A 24,859-nucleotide genomic window follows, 5' to 3' on the forward strand; every position below is an offset into this window, starting at 1 on the left:
TTTCAATTTCTTCCATATTCTTTGATATTTTCACCGCCTCTTTTATTGCCTCCAGCTTCTCTATTACTACTATTTTCCTGATACGTTCCAGAAGCTTTAAACCTTCAACGCCATACTTTAGCGCCAAACCAATCTCTATTGCTTCCTTTAGACCTTTTATCCGACCTTTCCTTTCACCCTTCCACTCGCCATCTTTCCAGCCCTCCATTATGCCCTCTATCCTACCTTTTAACCTTCCCTTCCTCTCGCCCCCTCTATCGCACCTTCCGCTCTGCCTTCTATCCTGCCTTCCTCTTTGCCTTCCTTTCTGCCTTCCTCTATACCAGCCAACTTGCCTTTCTCTATTAATCGAGCCGCTATTGTCATACTTAATTTACCTCCTTCCTCCGATATTTCCTTTAGGGTATCTATTACCCTTTCTTCCTCTATATCCGACGCATAGTACAAATACCTGATTGCACTTTCCAGAAACTTTAACCCTTCATCCTCTTCAAAATATTGCCTCCCTATTTCGAAGAAAACCTTTAGCTTGTCTTCCAGATACTCCTCATCAAATATGTTCCTCATTAATAACATGGTTATTTGAAGGGATACCCTTCTGAATGCCCTGTCCTTTATTTCCTCATTACTGTAGCAACTTAGATCCGTCAGCAGATATTCAAATTCCGGTATAAATCTAAAGAATACCTCGTCTATCCCTTCAAAATAGTCTCTGAATCGCCTGACTTTCCACGTCTCTTTGCCATGATACAATATTACCGGAATTACCGGTATGAGCCTTTGCGTCTGCTTGCTGTTTGCTTCCCATATCTTTAAAAGGTATTTCATCAACTGAAGATATGGACATGCTACGGCATAACTCTTATGCTCAAATAAAAGGGTTATCCTGATCTCTTTGTCTTTACAGAAACAGGTGTATACAATGTCTGAAAAATGTTCTTTGAGTTCCTCGTCGATATATGAATTATTATCCTGTGTTAAAGTGGATAAATCCAGCTTTTTTAAAATTTCCGGCGGAAACGTCCCGCTAAGAAAATCGATTGCATTTTCCCGTATGGAAAATGTCTCTTTGAAGAATTTGTCGTGTGGATTGAAAACCTCCATAAATGCAAGTCCTCCGTTTTTTCTGTAAAAATCTTTACCTCAAAGCAGGTTTATCCTTTATCTATTTTTGATTTTAAGTAACTATTCAGCGTAATTTATTAAACTACCGGAGATCAGAGCGCAACTCGTTCCCAAACAGATACTTCACTATGTTCAGTACAAGGTTTGGGAACGAGCCGTGTATCGTTTACGCTTAATAGTTACAATATGTGATTAGAGATACTCCGTGCGGTTAACGATTTTGTTTCATAAATATATGAAGCTGATTTGTTCATTCGTTTCATGACAGAAATAACCCTCAACCGAGAATATGATACATACCAAAAATCCTTAAACCCGAGCAACTTTGTTATGACAACTTTTCTGTAATTATGAAATAAATTATCTTATCCGGGTGAAAGAATCACTAAAAGACATCGAAACAACAGGCTCTTATTTCGAAAGGTTATTATTGCAGCAATATTTTTTTTGTGACTGCATGCGGGATATACTTTTGCGTCCCACGGTATCTTGGAAAAAATTTGTTTCCGATGTTTGCAGAATCTTACGGATTCAAACATGCGTTTTGTGATATGAGAAAATTAGTAACACTTTAGTTTTTTGAAAAATTCCCGTGATAGAAAAAATACCATGTAGCCCCGTCAGGGGCGGTCTGTTTGTAGCGCAATAAAATTCAATAAGGTAAATAGCTCCGTAGGAGCGGCCTGTCCGTATTCAGGCAGACCTGTTTAATATGGATTTACAAGAGACAGGTCGCTCCTAACGGAGCTAATATCTGTTATAATATTCTATTTTGCTACAAACAGGCCACTCCTACGGAGCTTATAGGTAATACATTTTTCAAAAAACTAAAGTGTTACGAAAATTAAGCCTTCACGAATTTGATTTGTTTGATTTGAGACTGGGAGAAGAGGAAGTTGCACAATATATTTCATTTCTGGCCACCGCAAATGTTGCAGCAAACACCATGAATCAGGCGTTAAATGCCCTTGTTTTCCACTACAAGCAGGTGCTCTATATGGAATTGGGTATATTCCCGATTTTTTGTAAAAAAGAAAGCCGTTGACTGATATTTTACTTGAATGTGTGTAAATTCATGGAGAGAGCATTCAAAATTATTCATTATAACGTGAACCCACCCTTTGCCCCTCCCAAGAGGGGACTCCAAGTATTCCCCTCTTGGGAGGGGCTTGGGGTCAAACCTAAACCCTAACTCGATTTTCTCACAAACAGGTGAATCTCTCCTTCTTCTTCGTTTATCTCTAAAAGCTCATTTCCCGTGCTATTGCACCACGAAACAATGTCTTTTTTAATTCCTTCATCTGTAGCGATTATCTCAAGTATTTTGCCCGGCGCTATTTCGTTCATCTTGCCTGCGGTTTTAAAAATGGGCATCGGACACATAAGTCCGTAACAATCGAGTGTTTCATCCGCTTTCATTGCTATGAATCCTCTCTTTATTATTGCATAAAACACAATGCGTTAATTTGGCCGGAAATCGGGTTCATGGTGGTGATGCTCTTCGTGTGAATGCCCCTTCTTTTTCTCCAGGCCTTTTCCAGTTGTTTTCTTAAGGTAGTCATCGATAGCGGCTTCAATTGCTTCTTCTGCCAATACAGAACAATGCATTTTTGCCGGCGGCAAGCCATCCAATGCTTCTGCGACTGCTTTATTGGTAAGCCGCAACGCTTCGTCAAGCGTTTTTCCTATAATCATTTCTGTAGAAATACTGCTGGTTGCAATAGCCGCCCCGCAGCCGAATGTTTTAAACTTTGCGTCAACTATTACATTATCCTTCACCTTAATGGACATCTTCATGATATCGCCGCATGCAGGGTTTCCCACCTCGCCAACGCCATCTGCCTCAGCAACTTCTCCTACATTACGCGGATTTGCAAAATGATCCATTACCTTTGCGCTATATTGCATATATATACCTCCTTATTATTATTTTCTGTTATTTCTGCTGGTACAATGGGGACATCTGTCGAAGACGTTCCACAATGGGAGGCATTTTTTCAAGGACACATTCAACGTCTTCTTCCGTATTCTCCCTCCCGATACTAAAAAGTACCGTACCCTGAGCCAGCGCAGGGTCTACGCCTGTCGCCATTATTACATGTGACGCCTTCAAAGAGCGTGAAGTGCATGCGGAACCGCTTGAAATTGCAATGCCCTGCATATCCAGAAACAACAGCACCGATTCACCTTCAATAAATTCTATGCACACGCTCAGATTTCCCGGAAGCTTGTTTGTCAAATGCCCGTTTATATGGATATGGCTGATTTTTCCCAACAACCCGTCGTGCAGCATGTCTCTTAATTTCTGTATCTGTTTTGTTCGTTGTGGCATTTCGCTCTTTGCCAATTCAGCCGCTTTTCCCATACCAACAATGCCGATAACATTTTCCGTTCCAGCCCTTCTGCCACCTTCCTGCACCCCGCCTTCTATCAAGGGAAGAAGCCTTACCCCTTCTCTCACATAAAGCGCACCTGTTCCTGACGGGCCATAAAATTGGTTTGCAGACATGCTTAACACGTCAACCGCCACATCTGCAACATCTATAGGAATATTTCCTGCCGCGGCAACGGCGTCTGTATGGAAAATAATGTCCTTTGCCTTAACAACCGCCGAAATTTCTCTGATCGGTTCGATTGTCCCGATTTCGCCATTGGCAAACAGTATCGAGACCAATATCGTTGTCGGTTTAATCGCATTTTTTACATCGTCAGGATTTACCAATCCGTACTTATCAACAGGCAAACAGGTAATTTCATATCCTGATTTCTCCAGGGATTTCAGGGGATTAAGTACGGAAAAATGTTCTATTGCAGAGGTAATAATATGATTACCTTTCTTTTTGTTTGCGGCAGAAATGCCTTTTATTGCAAAATTATTTGCCTCAGTTCCGCTTGAGGTAAAAATAATTTCGTTTGCTTTTGCGTTAATAAGATTTGCCACACTCTCACGCGCACTTCGTATTGCATCGCTTGTAAATCTTCCAAACTGATGTATATTGGAAGGGTTGCCATACCCTTCTTTTAAAAATGGGATAATTGCATCTATCACCTGTGGATGCATTGGCGTTCCCGCGGTATTATCCATGTAAAGTTTTTTCATTATACCTCCCTTCTTTTCATCCTAAGTTACTTTTTCCAATTTCGCATATGCCAGCATGAGATTCTTTGTTCCGCCGATATTAAAACTCACTTTAACACTTGCCTTCTCATTGCTTCCCTGCATTTCCAGTACCCTTCCGATGCCAAACACAGGATGCCGTACCACCTCGCCATTTAAAAAAGTCCGGACATTTCCGGAGAGAAATACGTCACTTTCTGATAACACATCGCAGGCTTCCACTGCGTCGTTTTCCCATGAATTACTCTTCCCCTGATATTCGTAAGAAAAATGGTTTTCCGTCTTATCCAGCCTATCCATGCAGTCAGCATGTATTTCATCTAAAAACCGGGATGCTACACATGGTATCAATTGACCGTATCTCATCCTCCTTTTTGTGTACGTAAGAAAAAGCCTTTTCATCGCCCGGGTTATGCCCACATAGCACAACCGCCGTTCTTCTTCAATTTCTTCCTCTGAAATCCGCGATTCTGAATGAGGTAATAAACCCTCTTCCATACCGGAAATAAACACGACCGGAAATTCCAGCCCCTTCGCCGTATGCAATGTCATAAGTGTCACCGCTTCCGCCATGTCTTCAACCGTATCCAAATCGGAAATCAGCGCCACCTCCTCTAAAAAACCCTGTAAAGAACCGTCAGTATGGTTTGCATCATATTCATGGGCAGCATTCACCAATTCTTCCACATTCGCTATGCGGTCCTCAGACTCTTTTTCTTCAGATTTTCTGAGAAAATGGATATACCCTGTTTTGTCAATTATGCTTTTAAGTGTTTTTTCCACTGACGTCTCCGGCATATGGCGCAAGACCATAATTAGTTCATAAAACCTTTTTATTGCCGCGGCAGATTTGCCGGTGACTTCATGAATTGCATCCACAATCCCAATGGCGTTGAATAGTGTTGACTCCCGGCTCTCAGCCCATTCTTTTATTTTCTTAACTGTAGTAGTTCCAATACCGCGGGCCGGCGTATTAATCGCACGTTCTAACGCCGAGTCATCGCATGGATTTACGCATAATCTAATATACGCCAGTATATCTTTTATCTCCTTTCGCCGGTAAAATTCGACGCCGCCAACTATTACATAGGGAATCCCGGCATTTCTGAGTGCTATTTCCAGCGTCCTGGATTGGGCATTGGTACGATAAAACAGGGCTATCTCCGTATATTTTATTCCATTTCCGCGCAGCGCCCTGATTGTTTTTGCGATTTCTTCCGCCTCGCTATGTTCATTCTCGCAATGTATTGTCTTTATCTTTTCCCCATGTTCATTTTCCGTCCAGATTTCTTTCTGCTTCCTGTATTTATTTTTTTGAATAACACTCGATGCCGCCAGCAGGATGTTCTTTGTCGAACGATAATTTTGCTCCAGTAGCACGACCCTGGCGTCGGGATAGTCTTTTTCAAAATCCATTATGTTTCTTAAATCCGCACCGCGCCAGCCGTAAATCGACTGGTCAGGGTCTCCCGTCACACAAATATTTTTGTATTTCTGTGCTAGCAGCCGTGAAATAGCATATTGAACAAAATTAGTATCCTGATATTCATCGATGAGGATATATTTAAACCGTTCCTGATATGAAGACAATACATCCGGGCGTATTTTTAAAAGTTCAACCGTCTTTATGAGAAGGTCATCAAAGTCCAGAGCATTGCCGGATTTTAGCATGGTATCATATTTTTTATAAATTTTTGCAACCATTTGGTGATAAATATCTGACGCTGTTGCAGCGAATCGTTCATGGTCGATAAGTTTGTTCTTGGCATTGCTGATGGAACTTATAATACTCCTCGGCTTCCAGTGGGCGGTATCAATCTCTAAATCGGCCATGATGGATTTAATCCTGTTCAATTGATCCACCGTATCGTAAATGGTAAAATCTTTTGAATAACCAAGCAATTCTATATCTTTTCTTAAAATTCTTGAGCACATCTTGTGGAATGTGGAGACCCACATTCCTTTATGAGAGGAAAATTTTTTCACCCTTTCAGCCATTTCATTTGCCGCCTTATTGGTAAATGTTATGGCCAATATATTGTATGGGGAAATACCTTCCGACATTAAATAGCCGATACGCCGTGTGATTACCCGTGTTTTTCCGCTACCCGCGCCCGCAACAATCAAAAGAGGACCGTCAATATGGGTAATCGCTTCACGCTGTTTGTCCGTAACATCTTCTAAAAATTTCATTTGTATTTTTCCGCAATTAAACTTGCTATCGCCTTTTTATCGTCTAAAACGAGTTCCCGGTAATAAATAATCTTAAAATCCATGAAAAAATACAGCAGCTCATTCGGTTTTAATAAATATTCTTTGTTCTTAGGCCCGTCAAAACCGCGTTCAGCATTCTCAACAGTAAAGGTCTCGTACATGATCATTCCCCCGACCTTGAGAGAGTCCTTTATTTGAGGAATGAGATCCCTTTGTAAGTAGTAAAAACAGGTTATTGCATCATAGGAATTTTTGGGCAATTTATAGTCTTTCAAATCCGCTACAAATGCATTAATGCGGACATTGTTTTCTTTTGCCAGATTTTTTGCCTTTTCAATGGCGACGGCAGAAACATCGCAGCAGTCCACCTCGAACCCGTTTTTTGCCAAAAAAACGGCATTGCGGCCTTCGCCCGTTGCAACATCCAATGCTTTTCCTTTGGGTAAAAGACTAATATGTTCCTTTAAAAATGCGGTAGGCTCCCTGCCAAAAATATATTCCTCCGTCTTATATCTGCTATCCCAAAACAATTTATCCTGGTCACCTGCAAATAATACAGTTACACATATTAAAAAAACATTATAAACAAAAAACCAAGATAAAAACTATTATATTTTATGATCTTCAGCATTTTTGGATGCATTCGGGGATGGGTTTTAAGAAATTTATTTGCGGTTTATCTGTAGAAAATACTTACAGGGAAAATTTGTTGGGTTTTTGTCTTTTGAATCCACAACTGATTTAAATATGAACTATGAATGTTCCGTTTTCTGTTTTGTCTGTGATCTTTGACGGAAATAAAATTTAAGAGGAATTTCCGGGAATGCCAGTTTGCGGCGAAGCTGATTACCAAGGTATCGTTCATAATTATTATCAAAAAGTGTGGGGTCATTTACAAATATTACAAATGTAGGGGGGCGACACTTATTTGAGTACAGTAATATATCCTCGGTGTTTTTGACTTTCTTTGCCCGGGACGTTGCAACTTCAGGGCATCTTCTACCACCTTATTTAACTCCGACGTTGAAACCCTTGTATTGGCCTGCTCATAAAGATCCATCGCAAGGTGAATCATCTCGGCAACGTGATCGTTGTTTTTGGCGCTAATAAATGAAATAGGGACAAATGAAAGACCCGGCAGGCTTTTATTTATATACTCATGATATTCTTCTGTTTCAATGCCCTTAACCAAATCCCATTTGTTAATAACGATCACACATGGTTTTCTTTCCAGGTCGATGTACGCCCCTAACTTCTTATCTACATCTGAGATTTTGAGGGTTGCATCAATCAGGAACAATACCACATCTGCCCGCCGGATAGACCTTTCCGCACGAGCCATGCTGTAAAATTCGATAGAATCTTTTACCTGGCTTTTTTTGCGTACACCGGCGGTATCTATTGCTAAAAACTGTTTATTATCCATTTCAAATTTCACGTCAATTGAATCCCTTGTCGTTCCAGGCACCTCGCTTACAATGACACGTTGCTTTCTGGCAAGGGTATTAATTAAAGTGGATTTTCCCGCATTTCGCTTCCCTACTATTGCCATTTTCATAATAGGTACGGAATCTGTATTGTCGTAAGGTTCCTGGAGAGGAAAAAGAGAAATGATTTTGTCAAGCAAGTCCGACCTGCCATATCCTTCTATTGCAGAAACCGGGTGTGGTTCTCCAAAACCCAGTTCGTTAAATTCGCCCATTGAATGCTCAAATTTCGGTGTATCGACCTTATTTGCGATAAGGATTACTTCCTTTTTTACATGCCGTAATCTTTCTGCGACAATTCTATCTAAAGGCGTGACGCCTTCGCGTACATCAACAACAAAAAGAACAACATCCGCCGCCGCAAGCGCTACTTCTATCTGCATCTCAATATCTTCTGTAAGGCCGTCTGAATCTGTTATCCCCATGCCGCCAGTATCAACCAACTCAAACACACAATCCTTATGGCGTATTTCGGTTGATACCCGGTCTCTGGTTACACCGGAGGTAGGTTCAACAATAGATATTCTCCGTCGGGAAAAACAATTAAACAACGCAGATTTTCCCACGTTTGGCCTTCCGACAATTACTGCTACCGGTATTTGCATTTTTACCCCAAATTGATTGCTATTAAATTAGGTTTGGTTTTAAAAGACCTGTCACAATTATTTATTGTGTCACGGCTCCATCAAACAGTGTGGAAGGAAATGCATTTGATGCTCTGCATGAATTGAATTGGCAAGGCAATACGATTATTCCTTAAATTGGTCACTCCGGACATCATCATTGTGTGTATTTTCGGAAAGTTTCTTTATATCATCATTTTTAATATCAGTCGTCAGTTCATTCCGGCTGTTATTTTCCAAATACACATCGGTAACATTGGTACTATCTATTTCTTTTCTCAATAAAAAATAAATAACTGTTTTCGCGGAAAATACATAGTTAATAAAAAAATTCCATACGGCCAATTTAATACAAAAGATATAAACAATCAACATGCCCGCAAGGAATTTCAGAGACCACCCGGCAAGAACAGATGCCACTGCCTTTGATTCGTCAGCAGGCTTCATGCAAAAGCCTAAACATGCAATATTATATCGTTGCAGTATATATGCTTTAACGGTATAAAATTTTTCTCCCATCCCAAATCCTACCGTACAGAAAGACAGATGAATCACCAGCCATGCAAAAAAAGCAACTATTGAAACGCAAATAATGCCATATACTATATATATTCCACAATACCCCAAAAACCGTTTTGGTCTTGAAATTACATAACTGTATGCACGGCTTACCGCGTCAAATGCATCCGACCCTTCAGCGCTAATGGTAGGGTACATAAAACACATACCCAATACACCTATTATCCCGACTAACACCATCAATAAGCCGGCAACAAAGGCAAAGGGAAACCCTAAAGCAACCACACATTCCCCCAATACCGGTATCCTTCCTATTAAACCGCCAATTACATTGCATATTCCGAAAAAAAACACCCCTATAAAAGGAATCATTGGCGACCAAAAAAATGACCAGAATTTTTTTCTGGCAAATATAACAGCATCTATTAACCTAACATTTTCATCCCTCGCATAATCCAGTGCAGCTATTCTGGTAATTGCACCGCCAAAAAATGACCATATTGCCAGGAGTCCCAGAGCAATTGTTATAAAGAATATAAATCCGCCCACACTGAACATCGCTGCGGCAGATGAAAAATTTGCTCCATGTATGGGGCAATTATCCCGCATCGGGGATAAAATAATTTTCGTAAAAAAGAACGGTGATAAATTTATTATTTTTAGTGCAGAAAAAAAAGATGCCGCCGTCATACACCAGGCTAAACTGATAAGAAGGCCTGCATACCCGAGAAACATCATCTTAGGATCAAATGCCATTTTAAAAGCAACAAAAATATCGCGCCAGCTATGTACGTGTGTCTTTGTTTTAACCATCCATTTCCTCTCCCTTTTCATATATACATGTTGACCCGTCACTCCCCATCGGCTCCCCTATACAGTAACTCTCATCCAACCAGGCACCAAAATCAACCAATTTGCACCTGTTGCTGCAAAAAGGGAAATAGGGCAAATCCTTAATCACCTGGTAAAAGAGTATTTTTCTGCAATTCGGACAATTAATTTTCTGCATGCGTTTTTTCTGTCTTTTTCTCTTGTTTTTTATCCTTTGTTTCCGGCTTTGCTATTTCTGATTCTTTTTTTGCACTGGATTTATATTCTTCGCTCCGGTAATCCGTCTGGTAAAATCCTGAACCTTTAAAAATTATTGCCCCACCCGTCCCAATAATTCTTTCCACAGAAAAACGACCACAGGAAGGACATTCCTTCACCGGATCTGATTTTATAGATTGAAACATTTCAAATTTATGACTACATTCATTACATCTGTATTCGTATGTTGGCATATATCATACTTAATTTTTACAGCAGCACAAAAGAGCCGCAATACAATTAAGTTGTACCTCCTTTCAATAAAAAATATTATGATACCTGTTTCATTTTTTCAATAAACTTCTTTTGTCTGGAAGAAATATTATTTTTTTCCAGCTCGGCGAATTCTTTTAACAATTCTTCCTGACGCGAAGAAATCTTCGTTGGTGTTTCAACTACCACCTGAACCAGCAAATTACCTTTGCCATGCCTGTGTATATTAGGAAACCCTTCACCTTTAATAGGGATAATCTCGTTATTTTGTATGCCCTTAGGCACTTTCACCTGAATGATATTGCCAGACAATGTCGGGACATCAAGTTTGCAGCCTAATGCCGCCTGTGCAAAACTAATGGGGACTTCACACAATACATCGTTTCCATGCCTCTGAAAGATTGGATGGGGCGTGACGTGGACATCACAATACAAATCACCGGAAGGTGCTCCATTCTCTCCTGGTTCGCCCTGTCCCACCAGTCTCAGTCTTGTGCCATCTTCTACCCCTGCCGGGATCTTTACCGATATTGTCGCCCTTCTTGGATATCGTTTTGTTCCGCCGCATTTTCTGCATGGCGATTCGATAATTTTGCCAGTGCCACGGCATTTAGGACATGTAGTGCGCAATGTGAAGAACCCTTGCGATTGTTGCACCTGTCCCTTCCCTCCGCAGTAAGGACACGTAACCGGAGAAGTACCTTCCTTAGCGCCAGTACCACGGCAAGCATCGCATATTTCCCTTCGCATAAGTTCGATCTTTTTCTCTACGCCGGTAGCAACTTCTTTAAACCCCATCTCGATATCACATTTTAAACTTGCCCCTCTTTTACCGGCTTCTCCACCGCCTCTTCCCTTGCCAAAAAATTCATCGAAAATACTTCCGCCACCAAATATATCTCCAAACGCATCAAAGATATCCTCATAGGAGCTGTAACCACGAGTGCCTGTGGCCTTCAGGCCTTCTTCTCCGTATTGATCATATAATTTCTTCTTTTCGGCGTCACTCAATACTCCATATGCTTCCGCCGCTTCTTTAAACATTTGTTCAGATTCTTTATTACCGGGATTTCTATCGGGGTGATATTTCATCGCCAGTTGTCGATACGCTTTTTTTATTTCATCGCTGCCCGCGTTCCTGCTTACTCCCAATATTTGATAGTAATCTCGTCCCATAAGTATTTTATTTTTCGAATTTTATCTCTAATTATTTAAAAAGTACCAAAAAAATTATAGTGCATAGAACAGAATAAAATCAAGGAAGTTTTAAAACACCCATTCTGCCGTCAGTACGGCCTTAAAACATTGTCCACCTTTTGAAAGGTCTTTGCAATCACAGGGTATTAGTAACTATTCAGCGTATTTATTAAACTACCGGAGATCAGAGCACAACTCGTTCCCAAACAGATACTTCACTATGTTCAGTATAAGGTTTGGGAACGAGCCGTGTATCGTTTACGCTGAATAGTTACGGGTATTAAGCCCTGTAGCGGCAATTCATTAATTGCCGCTACAGAACGTCACCACTATTTCCTCGTGTTCCTAATAGTTTTTCCTGCTTTGACATGGTCATTTTAAATCACCTGCGAAGGGGTATCTGATTTTTATGACAGTGTGGTGGTGTGTACAAAAGCAAAAAGGCTACATGTAGCAGCCTTTTCACTTTAATAATGAGTAGTAGTTCTGAAATTATTTTAATGAATGCTGCCATTTATAATTTTTTCATCCTCATCCTCTTTATATTCCGTCACCATAGTCTCAGTTGTCAGCAATAAACCGGCGACACTTGCCGAATTTTGCAATGCCACTCTCGATACTTTCGCAGGATCAACAATACCCGCCACGAACATATCAACATACTCGCCAGTATTGGCATTATAGCCCATATTTGCGGAAAGCCCCTTCACTTCCTCAAAAACCACCGAACCGTCTGCCCCGGTATTATTCGCAATTTGCCGTAAGGGAGCTTCCAGCACTTTTGCAATTAAATCCATACCGATCTTCTCATCGCCGTTAGCATTTTTACTTGCCTCTTTCAGTGCAGGTATCGTACGTATGTAAGCGATGCCTCCCCCTGGCACAATACCTTCCTCAACAGCAGCCCTGGTTGCATGTAAAGCATCTTCCACGCGTGCCTTTTTCTCATTCATCTCGACTTCGGTTGCCGCCCCAACGTGTATTACCGCAACCCCGCCAGCCAGCTTCGCAAGCCTCTCGCTGAGTTTTTCTTTATCATAGTTTGACGTTGTCTGTTCAATCTGATTTTTGATTTGCCGGATCCTGGCCTGAATGTTTTCTTTCGTAGCCGCACCTTCGATTATTGTCGTGTTATCTTTATTTATGGTAATCCTCTTTGCCACTCCAAGATCTTCTATCCCGATATTCTCCAGCTTTAATCCCAAATCTTCGGTAATTGCCTTTCCGTTCGTCAATATTGCGATATCTTCCAGCATAGCCTTTCTGCGGTCGCCAAACCCTGGAGCCTTAACCGCCGCACAGCTTAATACACCGCGCAGCTTATTCACAACGAGAGTTGCCAGCGCTTCACCTTCAACATCCTCGGAAATTATCAAAAATGGTTTTCCGCTACCTGCAATCTTTTCCAACAAGGGCAGGAGATCTCTCATGCTGGATATCTTCTTCTCGTGAATTAATATATATGCATTTTCCAGCACCACTTCCATATTTTGAGCATCTGTTATGAAGTAAGGAGAGAGATACCCCTTATCAAACTGCATACCTTCAACAATTTCTAAAGTAGTCTCTATCCCCTTCGCCTCTTCAACCGTAATCACGCCGTCTTTCCCTACCTTATCCATCGCGTCTGCAAGAAGATTTCCAATAGAAGCATCATTGTTTGCAGAAATTGTACCCACTTGCGCAATCTCTGCGCGTCCTTTTATGGGGATGCTTAACTGTTTCAGTTCTGCGACCACAACGTCCACCGCCTTGTCAATACCCCTTTTGAGCGCCATAGGGTTAGCGCCTGCGGTGACATACTTCATCCCCTCATTGAAAATTGCCTCTGCCAGAATGGTCGCAGTAGTCGTACCATCGCCTGCAATATCACTGGTTTTTGACGCCACTTCACATACCATTTTAGCGCCCATATTTTCAAAGGGATTTTTTAATTCAACCTCTTTTGCGACAGTTACACCATCCTTTGTAACAGAGGGGGCGCCAAAACCCTTTTCCAGTATCACATTCCTTCCGGTAGGCCCCATAGTTACCCGAACGACGTCTGCTAATTGTCTTATCCCCTTTCGAAGCGACCCCCTGGCAATTTCATCATAAATCAACTGCTTTGCTGCCATGTTATAACCTCCAAGAAATTACAATTTAATTATTTGCCATTGCTCAAGCTTAGTTAACTTTCGCCAAAATGTCGCTTTCTCTCATAATCAAATATTCTTTGCCGTCAACCGTAACCTCTGTTCCTGCGTATTTTCCGTATAAAACCACATCGCCCACCTTTACCAATAAATCTGCTCTTTTACCATTTTCCAATAATTTTCCTTCGCCAACTGCTATTATTTTTCCTTTTATTGGTTTTTCTTTTGCTGTCTCAGGTAAAACGATACCACCCTTTGTTTTTTCCTCAGCTTCCATAGGCTGAACAACTACCCTGTCATCTAACGGTTTAATGTTTGCCATACTCTTTTATTTACCTCCTTAGCAATAAATTGATTGAAAAAATCTTTTTCCCTAAAACTTTTATATACTCTTTTTAACGAACCTGACGGCTACATCATTCCCATGCCGCCCATACCACCCATACCACCCATACCACCCATACCGCCCATGCCACCCATACCAGATGGCATGCCTTCGCCTTCTTTCTTAGGGATATCGGTAATAATGCATTCGGTGGTCAATAATATTCCGGCAATGCTTATGGCATTCTGGAGAGCGCTTCTCGTCACCTTCGTAGGGTCGATTACGCCGGCCTCTATCATATTGCAGTAATCTCCCTTGTCTGCATCATAGCCATACATAGAATCACGGGCGTCTAGTATTTTCTTTACAATTACAGACCCTTCAAGCCCGGCATTTTTAAATATTTGTTTTGCCGGAGAGGAAAGAGCCTTTTTTACAATATCAACGCCCATTGCCTCATCACCATCCAGTTTAAGCTTTTCTAAAACTTCAATGGTATTGAGGAGAGCAACACCGCCGCCTGGCAAAATACCTTCTTCAACAGCAGCCCGCGTAGCATGCAACGCGTCTTCAACCCGTGCCTTCTTTTCTTTCATCTCACTTTCCGTGGCGGCTCCCACCAAAATCTGAGCAATGCCGCCCGCAAGCTTCGCCAAACGTTCCTGCAGCTTTTCCCTGTCATAATCCGAGGTTGTTGTTTCTATCTCGTTTCTTATCTGATTGATCCTGCCGGATATGGCGTCAGAGCTGCCGGCGCCCTGCACAATCGTAGTGTTATCACTGTCGATAGTGACTTTTTTAGCGCGCCCCAAATCGCGAATATCAATATTTTCCAACTGAATTCCAAGATCTTTAAATATGGCCTTCCCGCCGGTAAGGGTTGCAATATCATCCAACATAGCCTTCCTGCGGTCTCCGTAACCCGGCGCTTTTACTGCTGCACAACTTATAGTGCCACGAAGTTTATTAACAACAAGGGTTGCCAATGCCTCCCCTTCCACATCTTCCGCTATAATTAAAAGAGGAACTCCCGTTTTCGCCAATTTTTCCAGCAGTGGCACAAGCCCCTTAATCGTCGATACCTTATCCTCGAATACCAGAATATAGGGATCCTTTAATTCCACCTCCATAGTATCCTGATTTGTTACAAAATGCGGGGAAAGGTAGCCACGGTCAAACTGCATGCCTTCCACTACTTCCACGCGTGTATCAAGACCTTTTCCTTCTTCGACGGTGATCACACCATCTTTCCCAACCTTATCCATTGCATCGGCAATCATTTTACCAACTTCTTTATCGTTATTTGCCGCAATGGAGCCGATATTAGCAATATCATTTTGGTTCTGAACCTTTTTGCTCATTTCTTTTAATTTGCTTACCACCTTTTCCTGGGCCTTGCGCATCCCCCTGTTGAGCGCCATTGGGTCTGCGCCGGACGTCACGCACTTTAGTCCTTCCAAAAATATTGCCTCAGCCAGAACCGTGGCAGTTGTGGTGCCATCCCCGGCCACATCACTTGTCTTTGAAGCAGCCTCCCTCACCAACCGGGCGCCTGTATTTTCATAAGGGTCTATCAGCTCCGTCTCATCTGCTACCGTTACTCCATCTTTAGTTACGGTTGGGCTCCCGTACCCCTTATCCAACACAGCATTTCTGCCCCTTGGCCCCAAAGTCACCTTAACTGCCCTTGCGAGTTTTGTCACCCCTCTGGCAATCGCGGCTCTTGCCTCATCACTAAAGGCCAATTGCTTCGCCATCAAGTACCTCCTTTCAAAATTCCGGATAGAGATTATACTACGCTCATGATAGTATCATAAAACTTACTAACCCAACAGTAACGAGCAAAACACATGCCTCAGCCAAATTGTTGTTAATAATATGCCTTAACCAGCACAAATATTAAGTTTTACACCTTGCGGAACAATATAGTTATAGCCATTGAATATGCCATAGTGACAGAATTAAAAAACCGCCATCTATCGCAACTGTCAGTATGGCAGAGTTTTCATTTCCTCAAAAAATCCTTATGACAAAGACGAGAGGCTTAACCAAATAAAATTAAGGAAATTTGCTCTAAAAACAAGATACAATTGTTTTTTCTATTTATACTATTGACTTTCAAAATAAATTTTGACATATAGTGAAAGCATATCAGATATTGACCGCGTTTCATTAATACTCTTCTATAATAATTTTGTATAAAAACACTGTAAAGCACCCTCTTAAATGAAAACAAAAGCCTCATACCTTTTAAGACCAGAAGAAATCATGGATGGCTTAAAGACAAAAATTGTCGGAAGTGAAATTATTTATCATGAAAAAATCACTTCCACAATGGATGCAGCAAGGGAACTTATACAAACAGATTTTAAAAACGGCACTACCATTTTTGCCGAAGAACAGACGAACGGCAGGGGCCGTTCAAACCATATTTGGTTTTGCCCAAAATACAAGGGCTTGCTCCTTACCATTCTGCTCAAATATACTATGAAACCTGACAATTTATGCCTGTTAATAGGCACTATAGCGGTGGCAATAACGGAAATGGTTCGTGAATCCTTCCTATTACAAGCGGAAATCAAATGGCCAAACGACCTGTTAATCGGAGGAAAGAAATGGGGGGGGGTACTGGTAACTATGGAAAAGAATCACAAAAAACAACCCATATTTTTAATAGGGATCGGCATAAATATCAACACAACAGAAACCGAATTGCCGAAAAAAACGAGTATACTTCCAACATCAATTGCAATAGAAAAAAAAGAATACGTTAACCGTATATCTTTCGCCAGAACACTGCTCCAATATATCGATAAGTGGTATTTAATTCTTCGGGATGAACACTTTAAATATATTACTGAAAAGTGGAAAGAATATTGTGTAACTGTGGGGAAAGATCTGATAATCACTGACAATGGAAAGGAATATTCCGGCAAAGTAATCGGAATATCCTACAACGGCGGGTTAATGTTAAAATTACAGAATGGAGGTACGAAAATATTCCGGGGTGAGCACGCTACAATAAAAAGCTGAAAACAGCATGCAAGGTATTAAGCATATATTTTTCAGAAACAAAATATCATATCCTTTTGCCCTTTACAAAAAAACTGTCCGCATTTTCCCACTATTATCTTAAACGCAATGCCCTCTCTATTGCATATATTTTTGCCTCCAGTCTATTTGTGCGCTTCGAGAAGTCCGTATACACAAAATATCCCAGAATAAGCAACAACACCGTGTATGCAACGATAAGATACGTAGAAAACTGTACTCCAGAACCAGTAGCCGGTAATTTATTTACCCTTGACGGCATGCCCATGCCTGTCTTTGCTGCACCATAGCCTGAGGAAGGTGGTTCTGTTTTTTGAAACCTATTTGCTGCGCCAGGCGTTGCAATCGCCTCGTTACTCGGTGAAATGGTAGTTGCAGCTTTTTTAGATATTTCTTCATACAAACGGTCGATTACGACCTTTGGCTTCGGGGGAGGCTCATTACTGCCGGTGATAACATTAAAAACCCTTTCTGCCTGATTACCCTTTGAAATACTATTATCTTCATCCCCCTTCAGCAATGGGAAAGATTGTTGTTTTGCAGCATTCTGCACTTTTTGTTGTTTGTTTTCTACCACGTTTTTATCTCCCTCTTTGACACCTTCAGGCAACGGCGACTTCCTTTCCCGTTCCAAATTCATCCATGCCAGGGGATCATGTCCGAGTACATTTTTCTTTTTCATCTTTTACCTCGAAATTTTCGGTGTAATAACCGCAACCCTCATGCACAATATAATGCTATAAAGGAAGGATCGCTTTTACCGGAAAATGAACAAATCTTCTTCTGCAAAAATAAATCTGCACTATTGAAAATCAGCTCTAAAACAAACTATCGAGAGGTTTAAACACACGGATAATACTATTTCTTAGCGTCTATGATTGTTTTCCCTTTTTATCACCTCTTTTGCAAGAGACATATAATCTTCGGATCCATGTGAATCGGGTGCATAGGTAATAACCGGCTTTCCATGGCTGGGAGATTCCGAAAGTTTAATATTTTTTCTTACAATCGTGTCAAAAACTTTCTCGTCAAAATATTCTCTAATTTTTTCCACCACCTCGTTACAAAGCCGTGCGCGACTTGAATACATACAAAGAATGACGCCGGTAATCTCCAGATTGTGATTTAATCGTTTTTTCACAATCTCATACGTATCAAGTAATTTTCTTACTCCCTGCAACGCAAAAAATTCAGTTTGTACGGGAATGAACAATTCATTCACAAACGTCATAACATTGATTGTCAATAACCCAAGCGAGGGGGGGCAATCAATAAGCACATAATCATACGCATTTATTGAGTCCCCCAAATATTCTTTCAGAACGGTTTCTCTTCCAACAATACCTACCAATTCAATCTCCGCCCCAGAGAGGTCTATCGTAGAGGGTATAATATCAAGGCCAATATTTGCCGTGTGCAAAATCACCTCCGAAGGACTGCAATTCCCCATGATTAAACTATACACCGAATTTTGTAAATTATGAATGTCCACCCCAAGATGCACGCTTAAATTAGCCTGAGGATCCATGTCGATAGCCAGCACCTTCCTCCCTAATGCCGCAAGACATGCGCTCAGGTTCGCAGTTGTAGTAGTTTTCCCTACCCCCCTTCTGATTGAGCAATGCAATACTTCTCATTTTGTATACCCTCCTTTTACAGGTTGGTTGTGTAATTTATTAATTACTACTACTGTTTAAATATTTTTCCGTGGAACAAAAAAGGTGTATTATTTGTATTTCACTTAAAAAACAAAACTCTCCTTATTTTTCGTAAAGGTTTCTGATTGTTTATGAGTAATGTACCGATAAATTTGTATTTTAGTAAGCAGCTAATATAACCTGTAATACAACAAATAGTTATATCAAAATGCCGATACCAGTGACTTAGATCATGACAATACCTTTGTTTCTCGTACATATAACAGCAACCCCTGATTTGAGAATAAGTTAACTATACAAAAATCGTTTTATATTTGCAACTAAACTTTTCCATCCAGGTCTTCCGCTTTTTCAATTATTTACTGACAACAGTATCGAACTATTTCAAAATAATGAATCTTCATGTCATATTTTGCACGTATTAAGGCTCTGTAAATAAATAAAGGTAGCAATTGGCGCAGGGTAATGCTATACTTTCAGTCCATGTATACTCCACTTGGATTGAAACAGAAGTTGCATGCGGTATGGCCGTTATTGGATGAGCGTACGCGCCGTGTCATGGCAGCAAATGAAGCCTTAAGTTTGGGTTTTGGTGGAATCTCTGAGGTCCACCGCGCATGTGGTTTGTCGCGCAAAGCCATTGCCAAGGGAATTGACGAGATTCAAAAAGGGATAGTGCCTCCGGCTGGTCGCATTCGTCGCCCTGGCGCTGGTCGCAAATCCCTCACAGAATCGAACCCGCGTTTGTTGGAGGCGCTGGAAGCAATGATCGATAGCCAAACACGCGGCGATCCGGAATCTCCCCTGCGATGGATTTGCAAGAGTACGCGGACGATTGCCGCGCAACTCGCCAGGAAGAAGTATCCGGTCAGTCACGCGAAGGTGGCGCAGATACTCAACGATCTGAACTATAGTCTGCAGAGCAACCGGAAGACGGAAGAGGGAGCAGACCATCCGGATCGCGATGAGCAATTCCGGCATATCAATGCCGCGGTAAAGAAGTGTCTGAAGCAAGGCGTTCCTGTGATTTCAGTGGACACAAAGAAGAAAGAACTCATCGGCAACTACGACAATGCCGGTCAACAGTGGCTTCCTACAAAACAACCGAGGAAGGTTCAAGGCCACGACTTTCCCAACCCAGAAGTCCCACGCGCCTATCCTTACGGTATCTACGACCTCGGGCGCAATTCCGGTTTTGTCAATGTTGGAACCGACCATGATACCGGCGCATTTGCGGTAGCGTCGATTCGCGGATGGTGGCGTTTTGAAGGACGGCGGCTTTATCCGGATGCGAACATGATTCTGATCACAGCCGATGGCGGGGGGAGTAATGGGTCGCGCTTGAGACTATGGAAGTTGGAATTGCAGAAGTTTGCTGATCAAACCGGTCTGTGTATTTCAGTTTGTCATTTTCCTCTTGGAACCAGCAAATGGAACAAGATCGAGCACCGACTCTTTTCCTTTATTACGTCAAATTGGCGGGGTGAACCGTTGCGGGATTACGAAACGATCGTCAATCTTATCGCCAAAACGACCACTGCAAAGGGACTGAAAGTAACCTGTAGGCTGGATCGCCGGAAATATCCGACAGGACGAAAGGTTAGTGATGAAGAAATGGAAAACATCAATGTGGAGCGCAATAAATTTCACGGCGACTGGAACTACGTCATAAGACCAAAAGCAATAGTGAAAAGTTGATACCTTTATTTATTTACAGAGCCTAAATACGTTTATAAAACGCCCGCAAACCTTTGTTGCTCTCACTGCTAATAAATTCCATATCCTTTTTCAAACAGTTAATTTACATTGATAATGCCACTTATTTTCCTTGAAAATCACGCATGTTTCATTTACCCTATTGAGATTAGATCTCCAAAATTTTTTTTACTGCCAAATGAAATATGAAAGTTGCTTACCCTATATTATGTAGTTTATTTTGTTTTTGTTCGGTTCTTGGATGCGGCAAAGAAGATCCCAAATACGCAAACATAGGGACGCTTTATGCTCCGGCAAATTACGCCGTTAAAAATGCTCAGACCGACACAAACAAAGCAAATCCCACCCGGCAAAACATCGGTGCAAAATTAAAACAAATGAGCAAAGACGAGATTTTTCAATTCGCCCTTGCATGTGGAAATCAGGGAAACTACTCAGAAGCGCTTGCCGCATATAACGAAATACTGGAAAACGATACCCGCTATCCCAGGATTTATTATTACCTTGGCTTGTTATATCGTGACATGGGGTTGCAGGACGAGGCAATATGCGCCTTTCAAACAGACCTTGCCCAGAATCCAGGCTCGCCGGAAACACATTACAACCTGGGGTATGCTTATCAAAGCAAAGGACTGTACAGTGATGCGACAAATGAATATAAACAATCGTTGCACCTTATTCCGGCAAATAAAACCCTGCAAAGGGCAAATATTCATTATAATCTTGGCGATGTTTATTTTTCATCAGGTGCAATTGATGAAGCCATTGATGAATACAAAAAAGCATTAGGGTTTAAACCGGAAGATAAGGCGCTCCAAAAAAAACTAGTTCTCGCATACCGTGCTAAAGGGCTGGACAAAAAAGGAAAGTGATGAATTTACTATTTCCCGTGAGTCTGTGCGAAACCGGCAAATTAGTCAATACAGCAGGAGCTACTAATGATGAAAGAAATAAAGAACAGACTCGAGTTATTGGAATTAGATTTAAAGAATTTAGAGAAAACATTAAAAAATGAAGGAGGCCCTTACGGCACAACGGAAGACTGGCTTCACGTTTTACATAAGTCCAGAAAAATAGAAGAATTTGCCATCACACAAATGGCACTCTTAAAATACATGGAAAAGCAGGATCATTCCGACTAGTTGCGCTTATTCATAAGGGAAACAATTGCAAGGCACGACCATTGTTCATCATGGCGCCGGACATTAAGCGACCAACACCTGAGTGTAAATTCATATAACAACGTAGCATCCACACATTGCAATACCAAATCTCAATTAAAGAATTTTTCCGCAAAATTGACACGCCTTTCCAATTCCCTTAGTGAGCAGAAGGTGCACCATGACCTGAAGGCATATTGCCGCCAGCTTCATATTTTTTGTATTCAGCAAATTCCATTTCTGCTTCTTTACTCATACCCTTCAACAAATAAACAACACCAAGATAATTGTGCGCATTCCCCAGGTTTGGATTGAGCTCAAGAGCCTTTTTATGAGCGGCAACGGCTTCATCCAATCTCTTTTGTTTACAATAAATCAAGCCCATTTCATTATAGACTATAGCGAGATTCGGGTCCAGTGATAATGCCTTCAGTTGCGCATCAATTGCATCCTCATATTGCAAATTCATCCGGTACACAACCCCCAAACTAAAATATAACATTGTATTGTAGGGATCAAACTCAATAGCTTTTCTATAAATGCGGCCGGCTTTATCAAACTCACCCTGCGTATAATACGCCTTTCCCAGTTTTTCGTATGCCGCCACCATTGCCGGGTCTAACTCTATCGCTTTTTCCCATGCCGCAATTGATACGTCAAATTGCCCTTTTTTAATATTGTCCAATCCATAATTATAATATTGTTCCGCGGTCATATTTTCAGGAATTTTGACTATCTTTTTTTCTTCCTGCGATGCAGCATAACCTTCAACAACATTACCCGCATCCTTTGCCTCAATATTATCCGGGGATTGAGGCTTGCCGCATCCGTAGAAAACAAAGAGCATCAGGACACAGGGAACGACTTTATTCAAATTATTTATAATCACTTTCATTAATTTTATTATCTCCACATTAAAATGAACGAACCGACTGTAAAAAGGTGTCTTTTTTCATTCTATCAGCAATCCCAATGGATTCAAGGCAATTTACTTCATACGCATTTTTTTACAATTGAATTTTATACAACTGAATGAATTTAGAATTTGTTGCGTATTTCGTATCTCACCATTAAATATTTTGCCAAAAAATGCTTAAAACCGAAGCCCCCGTCCCTTCTTCTTTTGATTATATGATTGTTTTTTTTTCTTTTATTTTATATATTTTGACTAGAAACTTTACTGTATGTATATGATGTGCAAGGGATGCAGATAAAGAAACCCGTTTGTACAATACTCAAAACAAACCGGTCTTTTATTTTAAAATGAATACACTGAAATTCAATTTATTCCATAGAAATTATTGATGCAATACAAACCATACGCCATTTCATGGAACACAACCTATCGTTGTAATTTACAATGCGACCATTGTTATCTCGACGCCAATGCATTAACCAAAAAATCTCCCTATGAACTTGATACAAAAGAGGGATTCAAACTTATCGATCAAATGGCGGAGCTCAACCCCAATCTTTTACTCATTTTGACAGGAGGGGAACCGCTTTTAAGAAATGACATTTATGATTTATCGCATTACGCATCTAAAAAAGGCATGATGGTAGTATTGGGAACAAATGGAAACGTAATCGACGATGATAAAGCAAAAAGGTTAAAGCTATGCGGGGTCTCAGGGGTAGGCATCAGCCTCGATTCTATTCACCCGGAAAAACACGATACCTTTCGGGGAATAACCGGCGCATGGGATGATACTCTCAATGGAATAGAAGCGTGCCGCCGTCAGGGAATAGGATTTCAAATACAAACTACTGTTACACGGGATAACATTACGGAGATTTCCGATATTATCGACTTTTCCTATAAACTCGGCGCTAAGGTGTTCAACTTGTTTTTTTTGGTATGCACCGGCAAAGGGCAGGATTTAACCGATATCACACCGGAACAGTACGATCAAACATTGCGGCAACTGTACACCCTTCATGAAAAATATAAGGGAAAGATGATGGTTGGTGCAAAATGCGCCCCGCACTACCGAAGAATTGTATATGAACATGACAATAATTCGCCGCTGATAAGAACATATGCCGGTGGATGTCCTGCGGGAACACATTACTGCAGAATAACCCCTGAAGGAAACGTCACCCCTTGCCCATACATACCCGACATTAGCGGAAACGTCAGAGAAAAAAGTTTTGTTGATATATGGAACAACAATGCCGGATTTCAAACTTTACGGCATGCTGATTTAAACGGGAGATGCGGAATATGTGAATTTAAAGAAATTTGCAAAGGATGCCGGGCCCGCGCCCTTACCGCAACAGACAACCAAATGGATGAAGATCCCTGGTGTAATTATATTCCTGGAAAGTCGGGCAGCAAAGTAATAAAACTGAAACCTTCTGAAACCTTTGGCACGGAAGAATGTTTTACCATGGACTGGAGCCATGAAGCACACGCCATCCTGAAACAAATACCTTCTTTCGGAAGAGGAATGATTATAAAAAATGTGGAACGTTTTGCAGCGCAAAATAATTATCAGGAAATAACGCTCTGGGTTATGAGGGCAGCGCGGGAAGAAATGATGTCGAACAATAAAACAGCATTCCCGGACGCTGCCACAACAAAACCCGTATCTGAACATCCCGAAGATATTGTACCGGAAAATCCTGAAAATAATGAAATACCATGGTCTGAAGAAGCAAAGAAACGCGTTTTAAACGCGCCGGATTTTGTACGTCCGGGAATTTACAAACTTATGCAAAAAAAAGCGATGCAGCACGGTTACCACGAAATCAGCTCTCAATTCCTTTCTGCGATACGGGACGAATCAATGATGCTTGCATCGCAACGCATTAAAAACATCGGTTTTGATGAACTTCGTATGGAAGCGTGGGACAAAGCAAAGCAAAAATTTACCGGTTCCCATAAAAAAGAAGTTGTTGATAAAATCAAGGCATTTCTTAATGAACGCACTATCAAAAATGACGGCATTATTAAAAAATTTCAGGCATATTTAAACAACTCTGCCATTAATAAAAAGACATTGCGAACAGCACCTGTATGGACAGAAGACGCCGAAATCCGCCTGAAAAGAATTCCGGTGTTCATTCGCAGCAAGGCAAAGAAATCAATTGAAGATTTTGCTCTAAAAATAGGGGTAAAAGAAATTACCAATGAAATAATTGACCAACACTTGAAAAACATTCCTTCTTTTATAAGAAAAAAATCCCAATAGAAAACAACTTCTAAATAATTTCGGCCTCAAATTAC

At 41.1% G+C, this 24,859-nt stretch carries 24 protein-coding genes; 6 read left to right on the forward strand and 18 right to left on the reverse strand.

Annotated elements, in window-relative coordinates:
* Together M5U24_RS12765 and M5U24_RS12770 are read right to left on the reverse strand one after the other, a co-directional pair.
* The coding region (locus M5U24_RS12765; RefSeq protein WP_298202645.1) for a hypothetical protein at positions 1-208 on the reverse strand (208 nt) is incomplete at its 3' end.
* Between the two features lie 20 nt (positions 209-228).
* Positions 229-1,104: an Rpn family recombination-promoting nuclease/putative transposase gene (locus M5U24_RS12770; RefSeq protein WP_164994369.1), complete on the reverse strand. Its 876-nt coding sequence runs from the start codon at positions 1,102-1,104 to the stop codon at positions 229-231.
* Between the two features lie 853 nt (positions 1,105-1,957).
* Between M5U24_RS12770 and M5U24_RS12775 the strand changes: the two genes are divergently transcribed.
* A complete protein-coding gene (locus M5U24_RS12775) occupies positions 1,958-2,170 on the forward strand; it encodes a phage integrase N-terminal SAM-like domain-containing protein (protein WP_205713351.1) in 213 nt (70 codons plus the stop codon).
* A gap of 143 nt (positions 2,171-2,313) precedes the next feature.
* Here M5U24_RS12775 and M5U24_RS12780 read toward each other — a convergent pair whose 3' ends face one another.
* The 13 genes from M5U24_RS12780 to groL (M5U24_RS12840) form a co-directional block, all read right to left on the reverse strand.
* Positions 2,314-2,544: a sulfurtransferase TusA family protein gene (locus M5U24_RS12780; RefSeq protein ID WP_099325159.1), complete on the reverse strand. Its 231-nt coding sequence runs from the start codon at positions 2,542-2,544 to the stop codon at positions 2,314-2,316.
* Between the two features lie 42 nt (positions 2,545-2,586).
* The gene (gene nifU, locus M5U24_RS12785) at positions 2,587-3,033 is read right to left on the reverse strand and encodes a Fe-S cluster assembly scaffold protein NifU (RefSeq protein WP_099325158.1); all 447 of its coding nucleotides are present in this window, start codon (positions 3,031-3,033) and stop codon (positions 2,587-2,589) included.
* A 28-nt stretch (positions 3,034-3,061) separates the two neighbouring features.
* Complete coding sequence (locus M5U24_RS12790) at positions 3,062-4,225, reverse strand: IscS subfamily cysteine desulfurase (protein WP_164994370.1); 1,164 nt, start codon at positions 4,223-4,225, stop codon at positions 3,062-3,064.
* Positions 4,226-4,246: 21 nt separating this feature from the next.
* Positions 4,247-6,436 (reverse strand): UvrD-helicase domain-containing protein, encoded by a 2,190-nt coding sequence (locus M5U24_RS12795; protein ID WP_298202646.1) that lies wholly within the window; start codon positions 6,434-6,436, stop codon positions 4,247-4,249.
* Positions 6,433-6,987, reverse strand: coding sequence for a class I SAM-dependent methyltransferase (locus tag M5U24_RS12800; protein ID WP_230408063.1), 555 nt, complete (start codon positions 6,985-6,987; stop codon positions 6,433-6,435). The genes M5U24_RS12795 and M5U24_RS12800 overlap by 4 nt, the downstream gene beginning before the upstream one ends.
* A gap of 371 nt (positions 6,988-7,358) precedes the next feature.
* On the reverse strand, positions 7,359-8,549 hold the full coding sequence (gene der / locus M5U24_RS12805) for a ribosome biogenesis GTPase Der (protein ID WP_298202648.1): 1,191 nt from the start codon (positions 8,547-8,549) through the stop codon (positions 7,359-7,361).
* A gap of 144 nt (positions 8,550-8,693) precedes the next feature.
* Positions 8,694-9,899: a hypothetical protein gene (locus M5U24_RS12810; RefSeq protein WP_099325154.1), complete on the reverse strand. Its 1,206-nt coding sequence runs from the start codon at positions 9,897-9,899 to the stop codon at positions 8,694-8,696.
* The gene (gene yacG / locus M5U24_RS12815; RefSeq protein ID WP_099325153.1) at positions 9,892-10,095 is read right to left on the reverse strand and encodes a DNA gyrase inhibitor YacG; all 204 of its coding nucleotides are present in this window, start codon (positions 10,093-10,095) and stop codon (positions 9,892-9,894) included. Before yacG ends, M5U24_RS12810 begins: the two co-directional genes overlap by 8 nt.
* Positions 10,082-10,369, reverse strand: a complete 288-nt coding sequence (locus M5U24_RS12820; protein ID WP_099325152.1) for a zinc ribbon domain-containing protein — start codon at positions 10,367-10,369, stop codon at positions 10,082-10,084. The genes yacG and M5U24_RS12820 overlap by 14 nt, the downstream gene beginning before the upstream one ends.
* A gap of 76 nt (positions 10,370-10,445) precedes the next feature.
* Positions 10,446-11,564 (reverse strand): molecular chaperone DnaJ, encoded by a 1,119-nt coding sequence (dnaJ, locus tag M5U24_RS12825; RefSeq protein WP_099325151.1) that lies wholly within the window; start codon positions 11,562-11,564, stop codon positions 10,446-10,448.
* Between the two features lie 518 nt (positions 11,565-12,082).
* The gene (gene groL, locus M5U24_RS12830; protein ID WP_099325150.1) at positions 12,083-13,702 is read right to left on the reverse strand and encodes a chaperonin GroEL; all 1,620 of its coding nucleotides are present in this window, start codon (positions 13,700-13,702) and stop codon (positions 12,083-12,085) included.
* 49 nt (positions 13,703-13,751) lie between these two features.
* Positions 13,752-14,042: a co-chaperone GroES gene (gene groES, locus M5U24_RS12835; RefSeq protein ID WP_099325149.1), complete on the reverse strand. Its 291-nt coding sequence runs from the start codon at positions 14,040-14,042 to the stop codon at positions 13,752-13,754.
* Between the two features lie 89 nt (positions 14,043-14,131).
* Entirely contained in the window at positions 14,132-15,805 is a 1,674-nt protein-coding gene (gene groL, locus M5U24_RS12840; RefSeq protein ID WP_211435976.1) for a chaperonin GroEL, read from the reverse strand.
* A 466-nt stretch (positions 15,806-16,271) separates the two neighbouring features.
* On the opposite strand from groL (M5U24_RS12840), the gene M5U24_RS12845 reads away from it, so the two are divergent.
* Entirely contained in the window at positions 16,272-17,078 is an 807-nt protein-coding gene (locus M5U24_RS12845; RefSeq protein WP_099325147.1) for a biotin--[acetyl-CoA-carboxylase] ligase, read from the forward strand.
* Positions 17,079-17,172: 94 nt separating this feature from the next.
* Here M5U24_RS12845 and M5U24_RS12850 read toward each other — a convergent pair whose 3' ends face one another.
* Entirely contained in the window at positions 17,173-17,778 is a 606-nt protein-coding gene (locus M5U24_RS12850; RefSeq protein WP_099325146.1) for a hypothetical protein, read from the reverse strand.
* A gap of 183 nt (positions 17,779-17,961) precedes the next feature.
* Positions 17,962-18,723 (reverse strand): AAA family ATPase, encoded by a 762-nt coding sequence (locus M5U24_RS12855; protein WP_298202649.1) that lies wholly within the window; start codon positions 18,721-18,723, stop codon positions 17,962-17,964.
* A gap of 514 nt (positions 18,724-19,237) precedes the next feature.
* Between M5U24_RS12855 and M5U24_RS12860 the strand changes: the two genes are divergently transcribed.
* The 3 genes from M5U24_RS12860 (at position 19,238) to M5U24_RS12870 (ending at position 21,612) form a co-directional block, all read left to right on the forward strand.
* A complete protein-coding gene (locus M5U24_RS12860; RefSeq protein WP_099325144.1) occupies positions 19,238-20,452 on the forward strand; it encodes an ISAzo13 family transposase in 1,215 nt (404 codons plus the stop codon).
* A gap of 203 nt (positions 20,453-20,655) precedes the next feature.
* Complete coding sequence (locus M5U24_RS12865) at positions 20,656-21,342, forward strand: tetratricopeptide repeat protein (RefSeq protein WP_099325143.1); 687 nt, start codon at positions 20,656-20,658, stop codon at positions 21,340-21,342.
* A gap of 66 nt (positions 21,343-21,408) precedes the next feature.
* A complete protein-coding gene (locus tag M5U24_RS12870) occupies positions 21,409-21,612 on the forward strand; it encodes a hypothetical protein (protein WP_099325142.1) in 204 nt (67 codons plus the stop codon).
* A gap of 178 nt (positions 21,613-21,790) precedes the next feature.
* On the opposite strand, the gene M5U24_RS12875 is transcribed toward M5U24_RS12870, so the two are convergent.
* Positions 21,791-22,525 carry a tetratricopeptide repeat protein gene (locus M5U24_RS12875; protein WP_099325141.1) on the reverse strand — a complete coding sequence of 245 codons (735 nt, stop codon included), beginning with the start codon at positions 22,523-22,525 and terminating at the stop codon, positions 21,791-21,793.
* Between the two features lie 409 nt (positions 22,526-22,934).
* Here M5U24_RS12875 and M5U24_RS12880 point away from each other — a divergent pair, with 409 nt between their 5' ends.
* Positions 22,935-24,824: a radical SAM protein gene (locus tag M5U24_RS12880; RefSeq protein WP_164994374.1), complete on the forward strand. Its 1,890-nt coding sequence runs from the start codon at positions 22,935-22,937 to the stop codon at positions 24,822-24,824.
* Positions 24,825-24,859: the final 35 nt, after the last annotated feature.

Source organism: Candidatus Kuenenia sp., from assembly GCF_027493735.1.
Classification (GTDB): Bacteria; Planctomycetota; Brocadiia; order Brocadiales; family Brocadiaceae; genus Kuenenia; species Kuenenia stuttgartiensis_A.

Excerpts from the sequence above, each read along its gene's own strand:
- M5U24_RS12780 (WP_099325159.1), bottom strand. The coding sequence starts at position 2,544 with ATGAAAGCGGATGAAACACTCGATTGTTACGGACTTATGTGTCCGATG.
- M5U24_RS12850 (WP_099325146.1), bottom strand. The coding sequence starts at position 17,778 with ATGAAAAAGAAAAATGTACTCGGACATGATCCCCTGGCATGGATGAAT.
- groL (WP_099325150.1), bottom strand. The coding sequence starts at position 13,702 with ATGGCAGCAAAGCAGTTGATTTATGATGAAATTGCCAGGGGGTCGCTT.
- groES (WP_099325149.1), bottom strand. The coding sequence starts at position 14,042 with ATGGCAAACATTAAACCGTTAGATGACAGGGTAGTTGTTCAGCCTATG.
- M5U24_RS12870 (WP_099325142.1), top strand. The coding sequence starts at position 21,409 with ATGATGAAAGAAATAAAGAACAGACTCGAGTTATTGGAATTAGATTTA.
- M5U24_RS12820 (WP_099325152.1), bottom strand. The coding sequence starts at position 10,369 with ATGCCAACATACGAATACAGATGTAATGAATGTAGTCATAAATTTGAA.
- dnaJ (WP_099325151.1), bottom strand. The coding sequence starts at position 11,564 with ATGGGACGAGATTACTATCAAATATTGGGAGTAAGCAGGAACGCGGGC.
- M5U24_RS12860 (WP_099325144.1), top strand. The coding sequence starts at position 19,238 with ATGTATACTCCACTTGGATTGAAACAGAAGTTGCATGCGGTATGGCCG.
- M5U24_RS12875 (WP_099325141.1), bottom strand. The coding sequence starts at position 22,525 with ATGAAAGTGATTATAAATAATTTGAATAAAGTCGTTCCCTGTGTCCTG.
- M5U24_RS12770 (WP_164994369.1), bottom strand. The coding sequence starts at position 1,104 with ATGGAGGTTTTCAATCCACACGACAAATTCTTCAAAGAGACATTTTCC.
- nifU (WP_099325158.1), bottom strand. The coding sequence starts at position 3,033 with ATGCAATATAGCGCAAAGGTAATGGATCATTTTGCAAATCCGCGTAAT.
- M5U24_RS12810 (WP_099325154.1), bottom strand. The coding sequence starts at position 9,899 with ATGGTTAAAACAAAGACACACGTACATAGCTGGCGCGATATTTTTGTT.
- M5U24_RS12845 (WP_099325147.1), top strand. The coding sequence starts at position 16,272 with ATGAAAACAAAAGCCTCATACCTTTTAAGACCAGAAGAAATCATGGAT.
- M5U24_RS12865 (WP_099325143.1), top strand. The coding sequence starts at position 20,656 with ATGAAAGTTGCTTACCCTATATTATGTAGTTTATTTTGTTTTTGTTCG.
- M5U24_RS12790 (WP_164994370.1), bottom strand. The coding sequence starts at position 4,225 with ATGAAAAAACTTTACATGGATAATACCGCGGGAACGCCAATGCATCCA.
- M5U24_RS12880 (WP_164994374.1), top strand. The coding sequence starts at position 22,935 with ATGCAATACAAACCATACGCCATTTCATGGAACACAACCTATCGTTGT.
- M5U24_RS12795 (WP_298202646.1), bottom strand. The coding sequence starts at position 6,436 with ATGAAATTTTTAGAAGATGTTACGGACAAACAGCGTGAAGCGATTACC.
- der (WP_298202648.1), bottom strand. The coding sequence starts at position 8,549 with ATGCAAATACCGGTAGCAGTAATTGTCGGAAGGCCAAACGTGGGAAAA.
- yacG (WP_099325153.1), bottom strand. The coding sequence starts at position 10,095 with ATGCAGAAAATTAATTGTCCGAATTGCAGAAAAATACTCTTTTACCAG.